Raw genomic sequence first — 16,525 nt, 5'->3', positions numbered from 1 at the left:
GGCCGGGTGATCCCGGTCACTGTTTGGTGCATTACGTTCAGCGGAGGCAGAGCTTGTGAGACGCGGTCGGCTCTCCCTCGCCGGGCAGGCGTTCGTCTTCCAGTTGGTCGTGTTGGCGGTGATGATCGGGATCGGCGTGGTGCTCGCGGTCCTGGACGCCAGGCACGACAGCGACGTCACCACCACCAGGGAGGTCACCGACGTCGCGGTGAGCGTGGCCGATGCGCCCTCGACCATCGACGCGCTGCACAGCGCGGATCCGACGGCGTTGTTGCAGCCGGTGACCGAGGAGATCCGGCGCGAGACCGGCATGGATTTCATCGTGGTCATGGCGCTGGATCGGACCCGCTACACGCACACCAACCCCGCGATGATCGGACTGCCGTTCAGCGGCACCATCGATCGCGCGCTGGCGGGCGAGACGTTCACCGAGACCTTCACCGGCACGCTCGGCCCCTCCATCCGGGCGGTGACTCCGGTCCACGACCACGGGCGGATCGTCGCTCTGGTCTCCGCGGGCGTGACCCGCGCGAAGATCGGCGACCAGGTCGCCACTCAGTTCCCGCTGATCCTCGGCGTCGCCGCGGCCGGGCTGGCGCTGGCCGCGGGCGGATCGTTCCTGCTGAGCCGCAGGCTGCGCAGGCAGACCCACGGCCTGGCGCCGGACGAGTTGCGCGCGATGTACGAGCACCACGACGCCGTCCTGCATTCGGTGCACGAGGGCCTGGTGGTGTTCGGCGCGTCCGGCGAGGATGCCGAGGTGGTCAACGACGAGGCGCGCCGCCTGCTCGACCTGCCCGCGGGCGACGTGCGGCGCAGCGACCTCCCGCTGTCGCTGCAACGGATGAGCTGGGGCACCGTCCGCGACGAGATGCACGTGACCACCGACCGGATCCTGCTGGTCAACCAGGACACCGTGGAGTGGGAAGGCCGGGCGATCGGCACGGTGATGACCATCCGCGACCACACCGAGTTGCAGGCGGTGATGGGCGAACTCGATTCCGTGCGCAGCTTCGCGGCGTCGTTGCAGGCGCAGGCGCACGAGTCGGCCAACCGGTTGCACACTGTGGTCACCATGGTCGAACTGGGCCGCCACCGCGAGGCCGTCGAGTTCGCCACGGCGGAACTGGAGCTGTCCCAGTCGCTGATCGATCGGTTGTTCGCCGCGGTGGGCGCGCCTGCCCTGGCCGCTCTGCTGCTCGGCAAGGTGAACCAGGCCGCCGAACGCGGCATCGAGCTGACGATCACCGACGACACCGCGCTCGACTCGGTGGACCCGCTGTCCCCGCACGAAACCGTCACGCTGGTGGGCAATCTCGTCGACAACGCGATCGATGCGGCGGCGGACAGCACCTCCGGCTGGGTGGAGGTCACGCTGCGCCACCAATGGGCGGACGCCCCGGACGAGTCCACGCTCTACATCCGGGTCGCCGACAGCGGCCCCGGTATGTCGGCGGAGACGTTCGCCCGCGCGTCCCAGCGCGGTTATTCGACCAAAGCCGACCACCACGGGCTCGGTCTCGCGCTGGTCCACCGGCTGGTGGCCCGTCACGGGGGAAGCATCCATACCGAACGGGATCCCGAAAGCGCGGTCACCGTGACGATCCCACGAAAGGAGGCACGATGATCCGCGTGCTGATCGTCGAGGACGAGCCGCTGATCGCCGAAGCACACCGCGCCTACGTGGAGCGCATCGCCGGATTCACACCCGTCGGCATCGCCCACACCGGACGCGAGGCGATGCGCGCGGCGGCCGACGCCGCGGCCGAGGGCACGCCGATCGATTTGGTGTTGATGGACATCGGTCTTCCGGACGCCAGCGGCCTCGACGTCGCCGCCGCACTGACCGGCCTGGCGCCGCGCCCGGACGTCATCGCCATCACGTCCGCGCGGGACCTCGCCATGGTGCGCACCGCGGTGTCGCACGGCGTCGTGCTGTATCTGCTGAAGCCGTTCACCTTCGCCGCGTTTCGCGACAAACTGGACCGCTATCGCGAGTTCCGCACCGCGCTCCCTGCCGGGGAGAGCGCCATCTCCCAGCACGACATCGACCGGGCGTTGAGCGCCCTGCGCACCACCGACCAGCGCGCGACGACCCCCAAGGGCGTCGCGCCGCAGACCCTCGACGAGATCTCCCGCACCGTGCGCGCGGCCGAGGCCGAGGGTGTGACGGCCGCGGACACCGCGACCTCGATCGGCGTCTCGCGCATCACCGCATGGCGTTATCTGGAGAAGCTGGCCGACGACGGGTTGGTCGTCCGCCGCTCCGACTACGGCCGGGCCGGGCGCCCGAAGACCCGCTACGTCTGGAAGACCACGGGCTGATCAGACCGGCTCCGGGGCCTGCGCGCGCTGGCCGAGGTGCACCGGCATGCGCTCGTACCCGTGCAGGGTGAACAGCGCGCGCCGCCGCAGCGGACCGTCCAGCCGCAGGTCGGGGAACCGCTCGAACAGGGCTTGCAGGGCGTAGACGCCTTCCATCCTGGCCAAACTCGCGCCCAGGCAGACGTGTACGCCGCTGCTGAACGACAGGTGGTCCTTGGCGTTGTCGCGCCCGACGTCGAAACGCCCGGGATCGGCGAAGACCGCGGGGTCGCGGTTGGCGCCCGCCAGCGACAGCACCACTGTGTTGCCCTCGCGCACCCGGACGCCGTCGATCTCGACGTCGGTCAGCGCGGTCCGCGCGGTGGTCTGCACCGGGGAGTCGAAACGCAGGATCTCCTCGACGGCGTTCGGCCACAGCTCCGGCTCCTGGCGCAGCCGCTCCAGCTGATCCGGATGGGCCAGCAACTGCGCGACACCGTTGCCGATCAGGTTGACCGTCGTCTCGAAACCGGCGCCCATGAGCAGGCTCGCGGTGGCCTTGAGCGCGTAGGAGTCCAGTTCGCCCGCGGCGACCAGGCTGCTGAGGATGTCCTCGCCCGGCGCGCGACGCAACCGTTCGATGTGCTGGCCGAGGTAGTCGTTCATCACCTCCATGGCCCGCATCGCTTTCCGGTGCGCGTGCCAGGGGATGCCGACGTCCAGCAGGGGCGTCATCTGATCGCCCCAGTCCAGGAACAGCGCCTTGTCCTCGTCCGGGAAACCGAGCATCTCCGAGATGATCGCGATCGGCACCTGGGCGGCGAACGAGCGGATCAGGTCCGCCGAACCGTGCGCGGGCAGATCGTCCAGCAGTTCCTCGGTGACCGACTCGACGCGGTCGCGCAGCCTGCGGATCGCGCGCGGGGTGAAGGCCGAGGCCACCGGTTTGCGCATGGCTGTGTGCTCCGGCGGATCGATGACCAGCATCGACGGCGGCTCGACCGGATTCGGCGGCAAGGGGAAGCGTTCGGCGAGCTTCTGCAGCGGCTTGGGAATGTTGAAGCTCTCCGTGGTGCGCACCCCGAAGCGGCTGTCGCGCAGGATCGAGCGGCACAGCTCGTGGTCGAAGGTCGCCCACGCGATCGAGGTGCGCATCAGCCTCGTCTCGCCGCGCAGACGTTCGATCAGCGGATAGGGGTCGTCGAAACCGGCCGGTCCGCCCATCAGTTCGGCGAACGGGTCACCGCGACGCGCCTGCAGGCGCAGAACGAGACGAGGCGCGCCCTGCACGGACAACCAGCGGAACCAATAATGTGGCTTCATAAGTCCAACCCCGTCGTCGTCGCCGATGAGTCCACCGTACGGAACCCGGCCCGCTTGTGGAACGTCCTCAGGTCGGATTCGGCGCTTATACCGTGGTAGGAGCCGCTCAGCCGCGCTGCGCGGTCACCCGCTCCGAGGCGACGCGTCGCTCGCGCAGCGCGGGATCCGGGTTGACCACCTGCACCAGCGAAGCGCCCGCGGCCAGCACCGCGAGATATCCGTCGATCAGTTCGGCCGGGGTGTCCCACGGCGTGCTCGACAGCACTCGGTCGCCTTCGGCGAAGCCCTGGCGCATCGCCGATTTCCGTGCCTCGGCGAGCACCTCGGCGACCGGCATGCCGTCCAGCGCGACGCCGGCGCCGCGGGGCAGGAACTGGTCGCCGTGCACGCGCACCGAGGTGGCGAAGTCGGTGACGCCCACCGGCAGGTCGCGCACCGGCGAGCCCATGGCGTCCAGCGACAGGGCCGCGACCTCGCCCGCTCCGTCGGCGTCGTCCAGGCGGTCCGGAGTGACCAGGGCCAGATCGGCGTCCCGGTCCGGATGCAAGACCACCTCGGTGCCCGCCCACCAGCAGCCCAGCAGCACCGCGGCGGTCTGCCAGTGCGCCGGGAGCAGGACGGCGACCCGCGCGCCCGGGCTCAGGCCGAACTCGTCGCGAATCAAGTTGGCGGTCTTGGCCGCCCAATTCGCCAGCGTCGCGCCGGACAGCTCGATGCGGGCGCCGGTGGCGTCGTCGTAGTAGGTGACGCGCGGACCCGCGGGTTCGCGGGCGAGGATGGGATCGAGCACCGCTTCGGTGAGAGTATGTGCCTGGTCGATGTCACGCATGGTTCAGTTCACGCATTTCGGTCCGTTCTGGCCTGCGTCGATCGGTGGAGCGGGCGGGACTGGTGTGGCCGCGGTCGACGTTCCGGACAGGTCGAACATCCGGCTCGCCGACGAGCCCGGACCAGAATAGTCGCTCGCCAGCACGACACTCACCGAATCCGGGGACAGAGCCGGATCGGCGAGCACCGTCAGCCCGCCGAGCGCCTTGGCGACCGCCTGCGCCTTCGGACTGGAGGTGTCCGCCGCGAGCACGCGGCTGCCGGTGACGTGGCCGCCGCTGTAGTTGGACACCGTGCCTTGACGGAAGCCCTTGGCGCTCAAGGCCTGCGCGACCTCGGCCGCGAGTCCGCCGATGCCGCCCGCGTTGTAGACGCTGACCGTCACGGTCGCCGGATCGAACCCGGGCTCGGCGTTGCGCGGGGCCGGGTCGCCGCCGACCAGCGAGGCGACGTAGGACTTGACCGCCTTGGGCTCGACCTTGACCACGGATTCACCGTTGCCGGTCTCGCCGTTGAGGTCGGCGACCGGAATGGTCTCGAATTTCACCTGCCCGCCGGACAGATCCTTCAACCGCTGCAGGAACGCCAGCACGTCCCAGTCCTCGTCCAGCACGATCGTCCGGCCCACCGCGTCGCTGAGTTGCTGGAGCTTGGCCGGGTTGCCGAGCATCTTCGCGCTGAGCAATTGCTGCACCAGCTGTGCCATGAACACCTGCTGGCGCACGATGCGGTCGATGTCGCCGCGCGGCAGATCGTGCCGTTGGCGCACGAAACTCAACGCCCGCGGCCCGTCCAGGCGCTGGCGTCCGGCGGGGAACTTGGCGCCGGACATCCACTCGTCGACCGGGTTCCGCAGACATACCTCGACGCCGCCGACTGCGTCGGTGAGCAGCGCGAAGCCGAGCAGGCTCACCTCGGCGTAGTGATCGACGGTGATACCGGTGAGCCCGGCCACCGTCTTGATCAGCGCCTGCCTGCCCGCCTGGGTGGACTGCCGCTCCGCGTCGGCGTTCGAGACGCCCTGGTCGAGGAGCTTCTGGAACTGTGCCGCCTTGGTCGCGCCGTAGGCGGAATTGATCTTGCCCATGCCGAGGCCGGGAATGCTGACGTAGGAATCGCGCGGGATCGAGATCGCGGTGGCCGAGCGTCCGTCGTTCGGCACGCGCAGCAGCACGATGGTGTCGGTGTTGGTGCCGACCTCGTCGCCCGCGTGCAGCATCGCGCGCTCGGCGTCCGACAGCGGGTTGCCGTGCGCGTCGGTACGACTGTCCACACCGACCAGCAGGATGTCCACCGCGCCGTCGCGACCGCCGCCGAGGCCCAGATCGCCGAGACGCTCGATGTCGGCCACCAGCCCGTCGACGCTGTGCCAGGCGAAACCGGTGAGCACCAGCACGATCACGGCGGCGGCCACGGCGAGCGAGCGCAGCGGCCCGAAGGCCCGGTCGCCGGGCCCGGCCGCCCGCGACGCCGCCGATGTGCCCCTCCGCTGCGACAAGTCCGCATCCTCTCGCCGAAACTCGGTGTCCTGGCGACGCGTGCGCAACCGATCCGCCACCATGGTTACCGCTCGCCCCGCCCGGTTTCGGGATCCCCCGATAGCACAAGGCTATCGAACGGCGGGCGCGAACGGCCGCAACCGAGGACGTGGCGGCGTGCCAGACTTGCGCCCGTGACCGACCCCACCGCGCCCGACTCCACCGCGTCCGCTCGCCTCGTCGTCATGGGCGCGCACGGGCAGGTGGGCCGGGAACTGCGTCGTCTCGCTCCGGCCGCCAGCGGCTACGGGCGCGCCGAACTCGACATCACCGACCCCGCCGCCGTGCGCGCGGTGCTCACGCCCGGCGACGTGGTGCTGAACTGCGCCGCCTATACCGCCGTCGACCTGGCCGAAACCGAAACCGAGGCGGCGTACGCGGGCAACGCCACCGGACCGGCCGTGCTCGCCGACGTCTGCGCCGACCTCGGTGCCCGGCTGATCCATCTGTCCACCGATTACGTCTTCCCAGGTACCCAGGATCGGCCGTACGACACAACCGATGTGACCGGACCGACGTCGGTCTACGGGGCGTCCAAGCTCGCCGGGGAACAGGCGGTGCTGAGCCGCTGCCCGGACGCGCACGTGGTGCGCACCGCGTGGGTATACACCGGGCGCGGCGGCGATTTCGTCGCCACGATGCTGCGGCTGGAGCGCGAACGCGACACGGTCGACGTCGTCGACGACGAGGTCGGCTCGCCCACCTACGCCGCCGACCTGGCCGCCGCGCTGCTGGAATTGGCGGGCAGGCCGGACGCGCCGCGGGTGCTGCACGCCACCAACGCCGGGCGGGCCAGCCGATTCGAGCTCGCCCGAGCGGTGTTCGCCGGTGTCGGCGCCGATCCGGGGCGCGTCCGTCCGTGCGACTCCTCCGCCTTCCCCAGACCCGCACGCCGCCCGGCGTTTTCGGTGCTCTCGCCGCGGGCCTGGAACGACGCCGGGCTCACGCCGCTGCGGGATTGGCGGACCGCGTTGGGAGACGCGCTGGCGCGGCAGGCCGATCGAGGCGTACCTCCCGGTCATGCGGGCTGATGGACGACACCTGGCTCCGTCCGCCAGGCGTACCCCGCCTTCGCGGCATGCCGAGCCATCGACGGACGGGTCGAGCTGCGCGCGTTGGGCCTACCTCCGCTGTCACTCCGACCACGCGCAGGCTGTCACTCCGACCACGCGCAGGCTGTCGACCGACGATGTCCGGCTGCGCCCGTCGGGCGTACTCTCGCACCCCGGTCATGCGCAGATCGTCTCCCGCAGCGCCCGTCAGGCGTCTGCGCTTTCATTCCGGCCACGCGCAGGGGATCGCCCCGCGGATGTCCCGCTGCGCCGGCCGGGCAGGCCTCCGGCTCGACACACGACGCGCGCTCGCCTCTCCGGCATCCTCCACCTCGGCTGCGGACGAGCGCGAGCCATCGACGGACGGCTTGCGGTTGCGCCCGTTAAGGTTGGCTGTCGTGAGTGATTCCGAATCCGCCGCGCCCGCGGGCCTGGCCGTCGTCACGGTGACCTACTCGCCGGGTGAGCACCTAGAGCACTTCATCAGCACTCTAGCCGGGGCCACCGCCGAGAAACCTCAGGTGATCCTCGCCGACAACGGGTCGGTCGACGGTGTGCCGGAGCTGGTCGCCGAAGCCAATTCGCACGTGCGGCTGCTGCGCACCGGCGGCAACATCGGTTACGGCGGCGCGATCAACCGGGCGGTCGCGGAGATCGATCCGGCGATCGAATTCATCGTGATCGCCAACCCGGATATCCGCTGGGGCACCGATTCCATCGACAAACTGCTCGCCGCCGCCAAGCGCTGGCCGCGCGCGGGCGCGCTCGGTCCGCTGGTGCTGGAGCCGGACGGCAGCGTGTACCCGTCGGCCCGCCGGGTGCCCGGCCTGCTCGACGGCGCCGGACACGCGATCCTGGGCACGGTGTGGAAGTCCAACCCGTGGACCCGCAGGTACCGGCAGGAGAACGAGGAGATCTCCGAGCGAGCCGTCGGCTGGCTGTCGGGGTCGTGCCTGCTGGTGCGGCGCGCGGCGTTCGACTCGATCGACGGTTTCGACTCGCGCTACTTCATGTACATGGAGGACGTCGACTTCGGCGACCGGATGGGCAAGGCGGGTTGGCACAACGTTTTCGTGCCGGACGCCGAGGTAACCCATGCCAAAGGTCACGCAGCGGGCCGCCATCCCGAAGTGATGCTGCCCGCCCACCATGCCAGCGCCTACCGGTTCCAGGCCGACCGGCATCCGCACTGGTGGCAGGCTCCGCTGCGGTTGGCGCTGCGGGCCGGACTTGCGGTCCGCTCGCGGATTGCGGTTCGATCTGCCCTGCGCCAGCAGGCGCGCGACGCCGGGTAACCGGCGACGGCGGCGAGAAACGACCTTGTGAACAGGGGAGCTTGATGGCAGGAAATACAGGCACCGACGCGGTGATCCTGGTCGGCGGGCAGGGCACGCGGCTGCGGCCGCTGACCCTTTCGGCGCCCAAGCCGATGCTGCCGACGGCCGGGCTCCCGTTCCTGACCCATCTGCTCGCCCGTATCGCCGAGGCCGGGATCACGCACGTGGTGCTGGGCACGTCGTTCAAGGCCGAAGTGTTCGAGGAACACTTCGGCGACGGCTCCGAGCTGGGCTTGGAGATCGAGTACGTCACCGAGACCGAGCCGCTCGGCACCGGCGGCGCGATCCGCAACGTGCTGCCCAAGCTGCGCGCGGACAACGTGATGGTGTTCAACGGCGACGTGCTCGGCGGAACCGACCTCGGCGCGGTGCTCGACACCCACGAGTCGACTCGCGCCGACGTGACGCTGCACCTGGTACGCGTCAGCGACCCGCGCGCGTTCGGTTGCGTGCCCACCGACGAGGACGGCCGGGTCACCGCGTTTCTGGAGAAGACCCAGGATCCGCCGACCGATCAGATCAACGCCGGGTGCTACGTCTTCCGCCGGGAGTACATCGAGAAGATCCCGGCGGGGCGTCCGGTGTCGGTGGAGCGCGAGGTGTTCCCTGCGCTGTTGACCGAGGGCGCCCGCGTCCAGGGGTACGTCGACGCTTCCTACTGGCGCGACATGGGCACGCCCGAGGACTTCGTGCGTGGTTCCGCCGATCTGGTGCGCGGCATCGCGCCCTCCCCCGCCCTGCCGGGGCAGCGCGGTGAATCGCTGGTGCATCCCGGCGCGGGTGTCGCTCCGGGTGCGGTGCTCATCGGCGGCACGGTCGTCGGCCGCGGCGCCGAGATCGGCGCGGGCGCGCGCCTGGACGGCGCGGTCGTCTTCGACGGCGCGGTGATCGAGGCGGGCGCGACGGTGGAGCGCACCATCATCGGCTTCGGGGCGCGCATCGGCCCCCGCGCGCTGGTCCGCGACGGCGTCATCGGAGACGGCGCGAACATCGGCGCCCGCTGCGAACTGCTGCGCGGCGCTCGCGTCTGGCCCGGCGTGGAGATTCCCGACGGCGGCATCCGCTTCTCCACCGACGTCTGAGGCGCTCACGCTCGCCGGGTGCCGCGATCGACCAGGCATCCGGCGGCGGCGCGATCGGGCTGGTGTTGCCGCCACTTCCGGTGCCTGCCGACGGCGCGGACGACCCGAATTCGCGTGCTGCGCGAAGAACCTCTGCTAGGAGAACCCGACGGCTTGCTGTCCCCAGGCGGTGTGCAGGTCGCGGTCTGGGTCGTCGACCACGCGATCGACGCCGTCGATGAGCAGTGTGGCGCGGTCGCCCAGGCGATACGGCCGCCAGTGTTTGGAGCCGTCGAGCGCGGCGGGGACGCCGTGCGCGGCGAAGGCCAGCCAGCGGCGCATCACGCGCCCGGAGACCTCCATGGCCGCTTTGCGGCCGCCGAGCCAGAAGGTCGGATCGAGGTTCAGCGTCCCGAAATTGCCGAAGACGTAAGGCAATTCGGTGGCGTGACCGGCGCCGACGCGGGCGGCCCTCAGCATCGGGGTCGCGTAGTCGAAGCGGTACATCCAGGTGGGCGAGTGCTCGGCGTGACCGTCGGCCACCCAGTGCGCAGGCATCCGGAACGCCGCGTCGGTGGACATCGCCAGCGCCCCGCGCGCCTTGTTCAGGTCCGGGTAGGCCGAGGTGATCTCGGCGATGCGCTCCGCGGACATCTCCGGGTGGCTCGCCGCGACGTCGCGCAGCATCGCGTTCACCGCGTCCGGCGTCACCGGCATGATCGGCGAGCGCAGCAGCCGGAACAGCGACGCCTCGTCCTTGTTGGTGCCGATGATCAACGGCACCCGGTGCGACTGTCCGCGCTGGAACCGGTCGATCGGGTAGGTCGGCAGCAGATCGCCGTCGACCACGGGCGCGGCCGCAAGCCGGCCCGGCTCCTTCAGCGGTATCTCGTCGAGCAGGACCCCCGCCGCCGCCACGATCCGCTCGATCGGGCAGTCCAGCAGCTCTTCGGCCCTGGTCGCGGGCAGCTCGATCAGCTCGAGGAACCGCTGCGCCACCGTCGCGGCCCGTTCCTGCCCGAACACCGTCGTAGCGGGCGGGCTCTGCGCGATCGCCCGGTGGAACAGCCCGGCGGCGCGGGGGGCGGTCAGCAGCGCGGTGACGCAACCCGCGCCGGAGGACTCGCCGAAGAGCGTGACGTTGCCGGGATCGCCGCCGAACGCGGCGATATTGTCGCGTACCCACTCCAGTGCGGCGATCTGGTCGCGCAGGCCGAGGTTCGGCGCGAAGTCGTCGCCGAGCGAGGACAGGTCGAGGAAGCCGAGCGCACCGAGCCGATAGTTGACCCCGACGACCACGACGTCACCGGCCGCGGCCAGCTTGCGCCCGTCGTAGATCTGCTGCGCGGCGGTGCCCAGGCAGTACGCGCCGCCGTGCAGCCAGACCAGCACCGGGCGCGGCTCGGTGTCGGGGCCACGGGTGGGATCGCCCGTCTCCGGCCGCGGTGACCACACGTTGAGCCACAGACAGTCCTCGCCCATGGTCAAGCCGGAGTCGACGGGAACCATGGTGCCCATCGTCTGCGGCGCGATCTGCCCGAAAGCGGTGCAGTCGCGCACCCCGTCCCAAGGCTGCGGGGCCCGTGGCGGAGCGAATCTGGCCGGACCGGTGGGAGCCGCCGCGTAGGGGATGCTGCGCCAGACCGACACCGGCCCTTCGCGCACACCACGCACGTCGCCGTAGGCCGTTCGCGCGATGGGCTCGGCCGAACCGCCGGGACCGGGCACCGCCTCGGAGAACTGAGCGCGCATCGCAGACCTCCTCATACTTCTTTTTCGAGAGTACGTCGAAGATCAGTACGAGAGCGTCGCGATGCCGTGACATTGCCGCGTCGACTCCCATTCATCCGCTGTTCAGGCCCCTGGCCGGCGCCGCGGTGTCGAATCGGTCACGCGAGCGCAGGCACCCACCGCCACCTGGGGATAGCCAGGAGAATGCTCCTGCTGTCACGGTGGCGCGGGATCAGGTCGCGGCCTCCGATTCCCGGTCACCGACCGACGCCGTGTCGTCGCCGACGTACGCGGCCCACAAGCGGCGATACGGCCCGTCCTCGCCGAGCAGTTGCGCGTGCGTGCCGGTCTGCAACAGCCGCCCCTCGCCCACCACCGCGATGAGATCCGCGTCCGCGGCGGTGGCGAGCCGGTGCGCGACCACGATGGTCGTGCGCCCGGCGGTGAGCACGTCCACCGCGGCCCGCACCCTGGCCTCGGTCGCCAGATCCAGCGAGGCGGTGGCCTCGTCCAGGATCAGGATGTCCGGCTCGATGAGCTGGGCCCGCGCGAGCGCGAGCAGCTGGCGCTGGCCCGCCGACATGCTGCGTCCGTGGTCGCCGGTGGGCTGGTAGTACCCGTGCTCCAGCGCGGCGATCATCTCGTGCGCGCCGACCGCCCGCGCCGCCCACTCGATGTCGGCGGGCGTGGCCTCCGGCTTGCCGTAGGAGATGGCCGCGCGCACGGTGTCGCCGAACAGGAACGGTTCCTGCGGGACCACGCCGAGCCGCTTGCGATACTCGCGCAAGCGATAGTCGCGCACGTCGACGCCGTCGACCAGCACCGCGCCCTCGGTCGGGTCGTAGAACCTGGCCAGCAGCTTCACCAGCGTCGACTTGCCCGCGCCCGTCTCGCCGACCAGCGCCACCTTCTGTCCCGGCTCGATGCGCAGATCGATGCCGGAGAGCACCGGCTCGGCGCGGGTCTCGTAGGTGAATCCGACTCCGCGCAACTCGATCGCACCGTTCAGGCGGGTCACCGGACGCGCGTCGGCGGCGTCCGGGGTGGCGACCGGCGTGCGCAGCAGTTCGCCGAGCCGATCGACGCCGACCACGGCCTGCTGGTAGCTGTCGAAGACCTGGGACAGCTGCTGGATCGGCGCGAACAGCAGATCCACGTAGAGCAGGAAGGCGATGAGCGTGCCCGCGGTGAGCACGGCCTCGCGCACCTGGTGCACGCCCACCGCGAGCACCGCAGCCGTGGCCACCACGGACATGAACTCGATGAACGGGAAGAACACGGCCATCAGGATCTGGCTGCGCAGGCGCGCGTCGCGATAGTCCCAGGACCGCCGCTCGAACTCGGCCCGGTTGCGCTCCTCGCGCCGGTAGGCCTGGGTGACCTTGATGTTGTCGACGTTCTCCTGCAGGTAGGCGTTGACGATGCTGACCCGCTCGCGTGCGAGGTTGTAGGCGGGCACCGACGCGCGCCGGAACGCCGCCGTCGAGATCACCAGCAGCGGGAGCAGCGCGAGTACCACCAGCGCCAGCCGCGCGTCGATGACCAGCAGTGCGATCACCACGCCCGCGATGGTCACCGTACTGGTGAGCGCGGTGGCCAGGCCGGTTTGCAGAAACGCAGAGAGCCCGTCGACGTCGGTGGTCATCCTGGTCATGATCCGGCCGCCGAGTTCGCGCTCGTAGTACTGCAAGCCGAGCCGTTGCAACTGCGCGAAGGTCTTCACTCGCAGGCCGTACAGCAGCCGTTCGCCCGCGCGACCGGTGACCCGCACCTGCGCGACGCTGATCGCCCAGTCCACCGCGACCACGAGCAGCGCGAGCGCCGCCGCGACCAGCAGCACGTCGCGCGCGCCGGCGAGGACGCCGTGGTCGATGCCGTAACGCACCAAGAAGGGAATCAGCACCTGCGCCAGGGCGTCGAGCCCCACCAGACCGAGCCCGGCCAGCAACGGCGCCGCGAACGGCCGCAGCAGCCGCGGCAGCGAGAACTCCGGATCCGGCGTGTGCGAGAAGGATTCGGAGACCTCCGGTTCGCCGGTCAGCGCCGGAAGGCGGTCGATCAGCTCCTGCACGTCACCGCTGGGCGGCGCGGCGGCGAGCATCCCCGGCCCCGCCGCCCGGCCCGCTCCGGCAGGAGCACCGGCGGCACGCTGGGAGAACGCCTTCGCCACCTGCTCCAGGGTGCGTGCGCCGTCATCGTCCTCCCCGGCGGGCTCGACCCACAGCGGGGAGGTCGGCGCCTCGGGCCGAGCGAGCCCGGCGTCCACGCCGATGCCCGTGACCTCCGGCGGGGTGAACAGCGCGCGGAACAACTCGCCGGAGTGTTGCAGGTCGCGCAGCGTGCCCAGTTCCGCCACCCGTCCGTCGTCGAGCACGGCCACCCGGTCGGCGAGCGCCAGGGTGGACAGGCGATGCGCGACGACGATGGTGGTACGCCCGCGCACCTCGGCCGCGATCCTGGCGTAGATCTGTTCCTCGACCTGCGCGTCGATGGCCGAGGTGGCGTCGTCGAGAACCAGGATGGGCGCGTCGGTGAGCAGCGCGCGGGCCAGCGCGATGCGCTGCCGCTGTCCGCCGGACAGCCGCTGCCCGCGCTCGCCGATCCTGGTATCCAGTCCCTCGGGCAGTGTCCGCACGAACCCGTCGGCCGCGGCGAGATACAAGGCGTGCCAGACCTCTTCGTCCGTGGCCGCCGGGCGTCCATAGGCCACGTTGGCCCGGATGCTGTCGGCCATCAGGTGGGTGTCCTCGAACACCATCGCCACTTGGTCGCGGGCGTCGGACAGGTAGCGGATGTCGACGCCGTCGAACAGGACGGCCCCGGCGTCCGGGTCGACCAGCCGCGGAAGCAATTGCACCAATGTCGATTTGCCGCTGCCCGCCCCGCCCGCGATCGCCATGGTCTCGCCCGGCTCTACGGTCAGTTCCAGCCCGTCGAGCACCCGGGTGCGGTCGAAACCGAAACCGACGCCGCGGAACTCGACGCGCGGGGGCGTACTGCCGCGCACCGTCTCGACCTGGGGACGTTCCACCGGCGTCGGCGCCTCGATCACCTCGCGCACCCGGTCCAGCGACGCCTTGCCCTGCTGGCTGACCGTCAGCAGCATGGCGAACTGCCGGATCGGGCTGACGAACGAGCCGAGATAGGTCATGAACGCCAAGAAGGTGCCCAGCGTGATGGACTGCGACAGCGCCAGCAGCCCGCCCGCGATCAGGATCAGCGCCTGTCCCGCCGCGGGCACGGCCTGCATCGCCGGGGTGAACCGGCTGGTGATGCGCGCGACGCGCAGCCGGGAGCGGTACAGCTCCCGTGCCTTGGCGGCCAATCCGTCGAGCTCGTGCCGTTCCTGGCCGAACCCCTTCACCACTCGCACCCCGGCGACCGCGGCCTCCACCCGCATCGCCACCTCGGCGGCGCGGGCCTGCGCGTCCCAGTTGGCCGGGAAGAGTTTGCGCTGGCTGCGCCGGGTGATGATCCACAAGGCGGGAACCACCAGCAGCGCGATCACGGTCAGGGCGGGCGACATCAGGGTCATCAGGGTCAGCGCACCGGCGAGCAGCACCACATTGCCCGCCACCATGGGAATGAGCTGCACGAACATCTGGATCAGCGTGACGTCGGTGATCGCCCGGCTGACCACCTGACCGGTCCGCAGGTCCGCCTGCTCGCGGCCGTCCAGCCGCAGCAGCGCGGCGAACAGGTCCCGGCGCAGATCGTGCTGCACACCCAGCGACAGCTGGGACGACGCCACCCGGCGCGTGAACGACGACCCGAATCGCGCCGCGCCGACGACCAGCAGCAGCGCCGCCCACGGCGCCACCGACGCCGCGGTGGTGGTGAGCGTGTCCACCACGTGCCGCACGATGAGGGGCAGCACCGCCGTCAGCAGCGCCGCCGCGAGCGCACCGGCGCCCGCGGCCACGACCAGGCGGCGGTGCTCGAGACAGCGGCGCGTCAGGTACCGGATCCATCCCGGCTGGGACGGATCCGGTTGAACCGAGCTCATCGGGCGACCACGAGCGCATCCGCGGTGTCGTACTGGTTGGCCGGCCGGTCCAGGCCGTAGTGTCCGCGCAGGGTGGTCTCGGTGTACTCGGTGCGGAACAGCCCGCGCTGCTGCAGGATCGGCACCACCTGGTCGACGAAGCGCTCCAGTCCGGAGGGCAGCACGGCGGGCATGATGTTGAACCCGTCGGCGGCGCCCTCCCGGAACCAGTGCTCGATGGTGTCGGCCACCTGTTCGGGCGTGCCCGCGAAGGTGCGGTGCCCGCGGCCGCCGCCGAGCCGCCCGATCAGCTGACGCAGCGTGAGTCGTTCGCGCCGGGCGAGGTTCACGATGAGCGTGAACCGGCTCTTGGCGCCCTGGATCTCGTCCTCGGTGGGCAGATCCTCGGGCAGTTCGCTGTCCAGGTCCAGTTGCTCGATCGGGAGTTTGAAGTGCGCGGCCAGCTGGCGGCGCGCGTACTCCGGCGAGATCAGGCGCTCGAGTTCGGCGTCGAGTTCGCGTGCCTGTTCCTCGGTGTCGCCGATGACGGGGACGATGCCGGGCAGGATCTTGATCGTCTCCGGGTCACGGCCCAGCGCGACCGCGCGCTGCTTGAGATCGGTGTAGAACGCCTTGCCGTCCTCGAGCGTCTGCTGCGCGGTGAACACCGCTTCCGCGTAGCGGGCGGCGAAGTTCTTGCCGTCCTCCGAGGAGCCGGCCTGCACCAGCACCGGGTAGCCCTGCGGCGAGCGCGGCACGTTCAACGGACCGTCGACCTTGAAGAACTCGCCGTGGTGGCCGATCTTGCGAACCTTGCTCGCGTCGGTGTGGATGCCGAGGCCCTTGTCCGCGACGATCGCGTCGTCGTCCCAGCTGTCCCACAGCTTGGTGGCCACGTCGACGAACTCGGCGGCTTTCTCGTAACGCAGCTGGTGGTCCGGGGTGTCGTCCAGACCGAAGTTGCGCGCGGCGTCGGCGCCCGCGGTGGTGACGATGTTCCAGCCGACCCGGCCGTTGCTCACCCAGTCCACCGAGGAGAACCGGCGTGCCAGGTTGTAGGGATCGTTGTAGCTGGTGGACGCGGTGGCGATCAGACCGATCCGGTTGGTCTGCACGGCCACCGCGGTGAGGATCACGGTCGGCTCCAGCTTGCCGCTCGGCCTGCGGCCGGGATCGCCCATCAGCACCGGGCTGTCGGCGAAGAAGATCGAGTCCAGCTTGCCGCGCTCGGCGGTGCGGGCCAGCTCGACGTAGTAGTTGATGTCGGTGTGCGCGTACGGATCGCTTTCCGGCAGCCGCCAGGCCGCCTCGTGGTGTCCCACCGACATCAGGAAGGCGTTGAGGTGCAGTTGTTTACCGGACATGG

11 protein-coding genes are annotated in these 16,525 nt (G+C 70.6%); 5 read left to right on the top strand and 6 right to left on the bottom strand.

What is annotated here, in order from left to right:
• The first annotated feature begins 55 nt into the window (after window positions 1-55).
• Both ABZ824_RS30895 and ABZ824_RS30890 read left to right on the top strand, forming a co-directional pair.
• Window positions 56-1,627, top strand: coding sequence for an ATP-binding protein (locus ABZ824_RS30895; RefSeq protein WP_356967325.1), 1,572 nt, complete (start codon window positions 56-58; stop codon window positions 1,625-1,627).
• Window positions 1,624-2,325, top strand: a complete 702-nt coding sequence (locus ABZ824_RS30890; RefSeq protein ID WP_355077172.1) for a response regulator — start codon at window positions 1,624-1,626, stop codon at window positions 2,323-2,325. Before ABZ824_RS30895 ends, ABZ824_RS30890 begins: the two co-directional genes overlap by 4 nt.
• Here ABZ824_RS30890 and ABZ824_RS30885 read toward each other — a convergent pair whose 3' ends face one another.
• From ABZ824_RS30885 to ABZ824_RS30875, 3 genes are all read right to left on the bottom strand, one after another.
• Entirely contained in the window at window positions 2,326-3,627 is a 1,302-nt protein-coding gene (locus ABZ824_RS30885) for a cytochrome P450 (RefSeq protein ID WP_356967323.1), read from the bottom strand.
• Window positions 3,628-3,733: 106 nt separating this feature from the next.
• Window positions 3,734-4,456, bottom strand: coding sequence for a TIGR03089 family protein (locus ABZ824_RS30880; protein ID WP_356967321.1), 723 nt, complete (start codon window positions 4,454-4,456; stop codon window positions 3,734-3,736).
• 3 nt (window positions 4,457-4,459) lie between these two features.
• On the bottom strand, window positions 4,460-5,884 hold the full coding sequence (locus ABZ824_RS30875; RefSeq protein WP_356967408.1) for an LCP family protein: 1,425 nt from the start codon (window positions 5,882-5,884) through the stop codon (window positions 4,460-4,462).
• 294 nt (window positions 5,885-6,178) lie between these two features.
• Here ABZ824_RS30875 and rfbD point away from each other — a divergent pair, with 294 nt between their 5' ends.
• The 3 genes from rfbD to ABZ824_RS30860 all read left to right on the top strand — a co-directional run bounded on the left by rfbD (window position 6,179) and on the right by ABZ824_RS30860 (window position 9,464).
• Window positions 6,179-7,024, top strand: coding sequence for a dTDP-4-dehydrorhamnose reductase (gene rfbD / locus ABZ824_RS30870; protein WP_356967406.1), 846 nt, complete (start codon window positions 6,179-6,181; stop codon window positions 7,022-7,024).
• A 419-nt stretch (window positions 7,025-7,443) separates the two neighbouring features.
• Window positions 7,444-8,340 (top strand): glycosyltransferase family 2 protein, encoded by an 897-nt coding sequence (locus ABZ824_RS30865; RefSeq protein WP_356967319.1) that lies wholly within the window; start codon window positions 7,444-7,446, stop codon window positions 8,338-8,340.
• 44 nt (window positions 8,341-8,384) lie between these two features.
• Window positions 8,385-9,464: an NDP-sugar synthase gene (locus ABZ824_RS30860; RefSeq protein WP_356967317.1), complete on the top strand. Its 1,080-nt coding sequence runs from the start codon at window positions 8,385-8,387 to the stop codon at window positions 9,462-9,464.
• A gap of 135 nt (window positions 9,465-9,599) precedes the next feature.
• Here ABZ824_RS30860 and ABZ824_RS30855 read toward each other — a convergent pair whose 3' ends face one another.
• The 3 genes from ABZ824_RS30855 to ABZ824_RS30845 all read right to left on the bottom strand — a co-directional run bounded on the left by ABZ824_RS30855 (window position 9,600) and on the right by ABZ824_RS30845 (window position 16,523).
• Window positions 9,600-11,195 carry a carboxylesterase/lipase family protein gene (locus tag ABZ824_RS30855; protein ID WP_356967315.1) on the bottom strand — a complete coding sequence of 532 codons (1,596 nt, stop codon included), beginning with the start codon at window positions 11,193-11,195 and terminating at the stop codon, window positions 9,600-9,602.
• A gap of 211 nt (window positions 11,196-11,406) precedes the next feature.
• On the bottom strand, window positions 11,407-15,180 hold the full coding sequence (locus tag ABZ824_RS30850; RefSeq protein WP_356967313.1) for an ABC transporter ATP-binding protein: 3,774 nt from the start codon (window positions 15,178-15,180) through the stop codon (window positions 11,407-11,409).
• Window positions 15,177-16,523: an LLM class flavin-dependent oxidoreductase gene (locus tag ABZ824_RS30845; protein WP_356967311.1), complete on the bottom strand. Its 1,347-nt coding sequence runs from the start codon at window positions 16,521-16,523 to the stop codon at window positions 15,177-15,179. Before ABZ824_RS30845 ends, ABZ824_RS30850 begins: the two co-directional genes overlap by 4 nt.
• Between the last annotated feature and the right edge of the window lie 2 nt (window positions 16,524-16,525).

The organism is Nocardia sp. NPDC047038, from assembly GCF_040644075.1.
GTDB lineage: Bacteria > Actinomycetota > Actinomycetes > Mycobacteriales > Mycobacteriaceae > Nocardia > Nocardia sichangensis.
The sequence above is the reverse complement of the archived record's forward strand: the minus strand, read 5'-3'. Positions and strand labels throughout refer to the sequence as shown.

Bases quoted from the DNA above. Each gene is read 5' to 3' on its own strand.
- ABZ824_RS30890 (WP_355077172.1), top strand. From the start codon at position 1,624: ATGATCCGCGTGCTGATCGTCGAGGACGAGCCGCTGATCGCCGAAGCA.
- ABZ824_RS30885 (WP_356967323.1), bottom strand. From the start codon at position 3,627: ATGAAGCCACATTATTGGTTCCGCTGGTTGTCCGTGCAGGGCGCGCCT.
- ABZ824_RS30880 (WP_356967321.1), bottom strand. From the start codon at position 4,456: ATGCGTGACATCGACCAGGCACATACTCTCACCGAAGCGGTGCTCGAT.
- rfbD (WP_356967406.1), top strand. From the start codon at position 6,179: ATGGGCGCGCACGGGCAGGTGGGCCGGGAACTGCGTCGTCTCGCTCCG.
- ABZ824_RS30860 (WP_356967317.1), top strand. From the start codon at position 8,385: ATGGCAGGAAATACAGGCACCGACGCGGTGATCCTGGTCGGCGGGCAG.
- ABZ824_RS30855 (WP_356967315.1), bottom strand. From the start codon at position 11,195: ATGCGCGCTCAGTTCTCCGAGGCGGTGCCCGGTCCCGGCGGTTCGGCC.
- ABZ824_RS30850 (WP_356967313.1), bottom strand. From the start codon at position 15,180: ATGAGCTCGGTTCAACCGGATCCGTCCCAGCCGGGATGGATCCGGTAC.
- ABZ824_RS30845 (WP_356967311.1), bottom strand. From the start codon at position 16,523: ATGTCCGGTAAACAACTGCACCTCAACGCCTTCCTGATGTCGGTGGGA.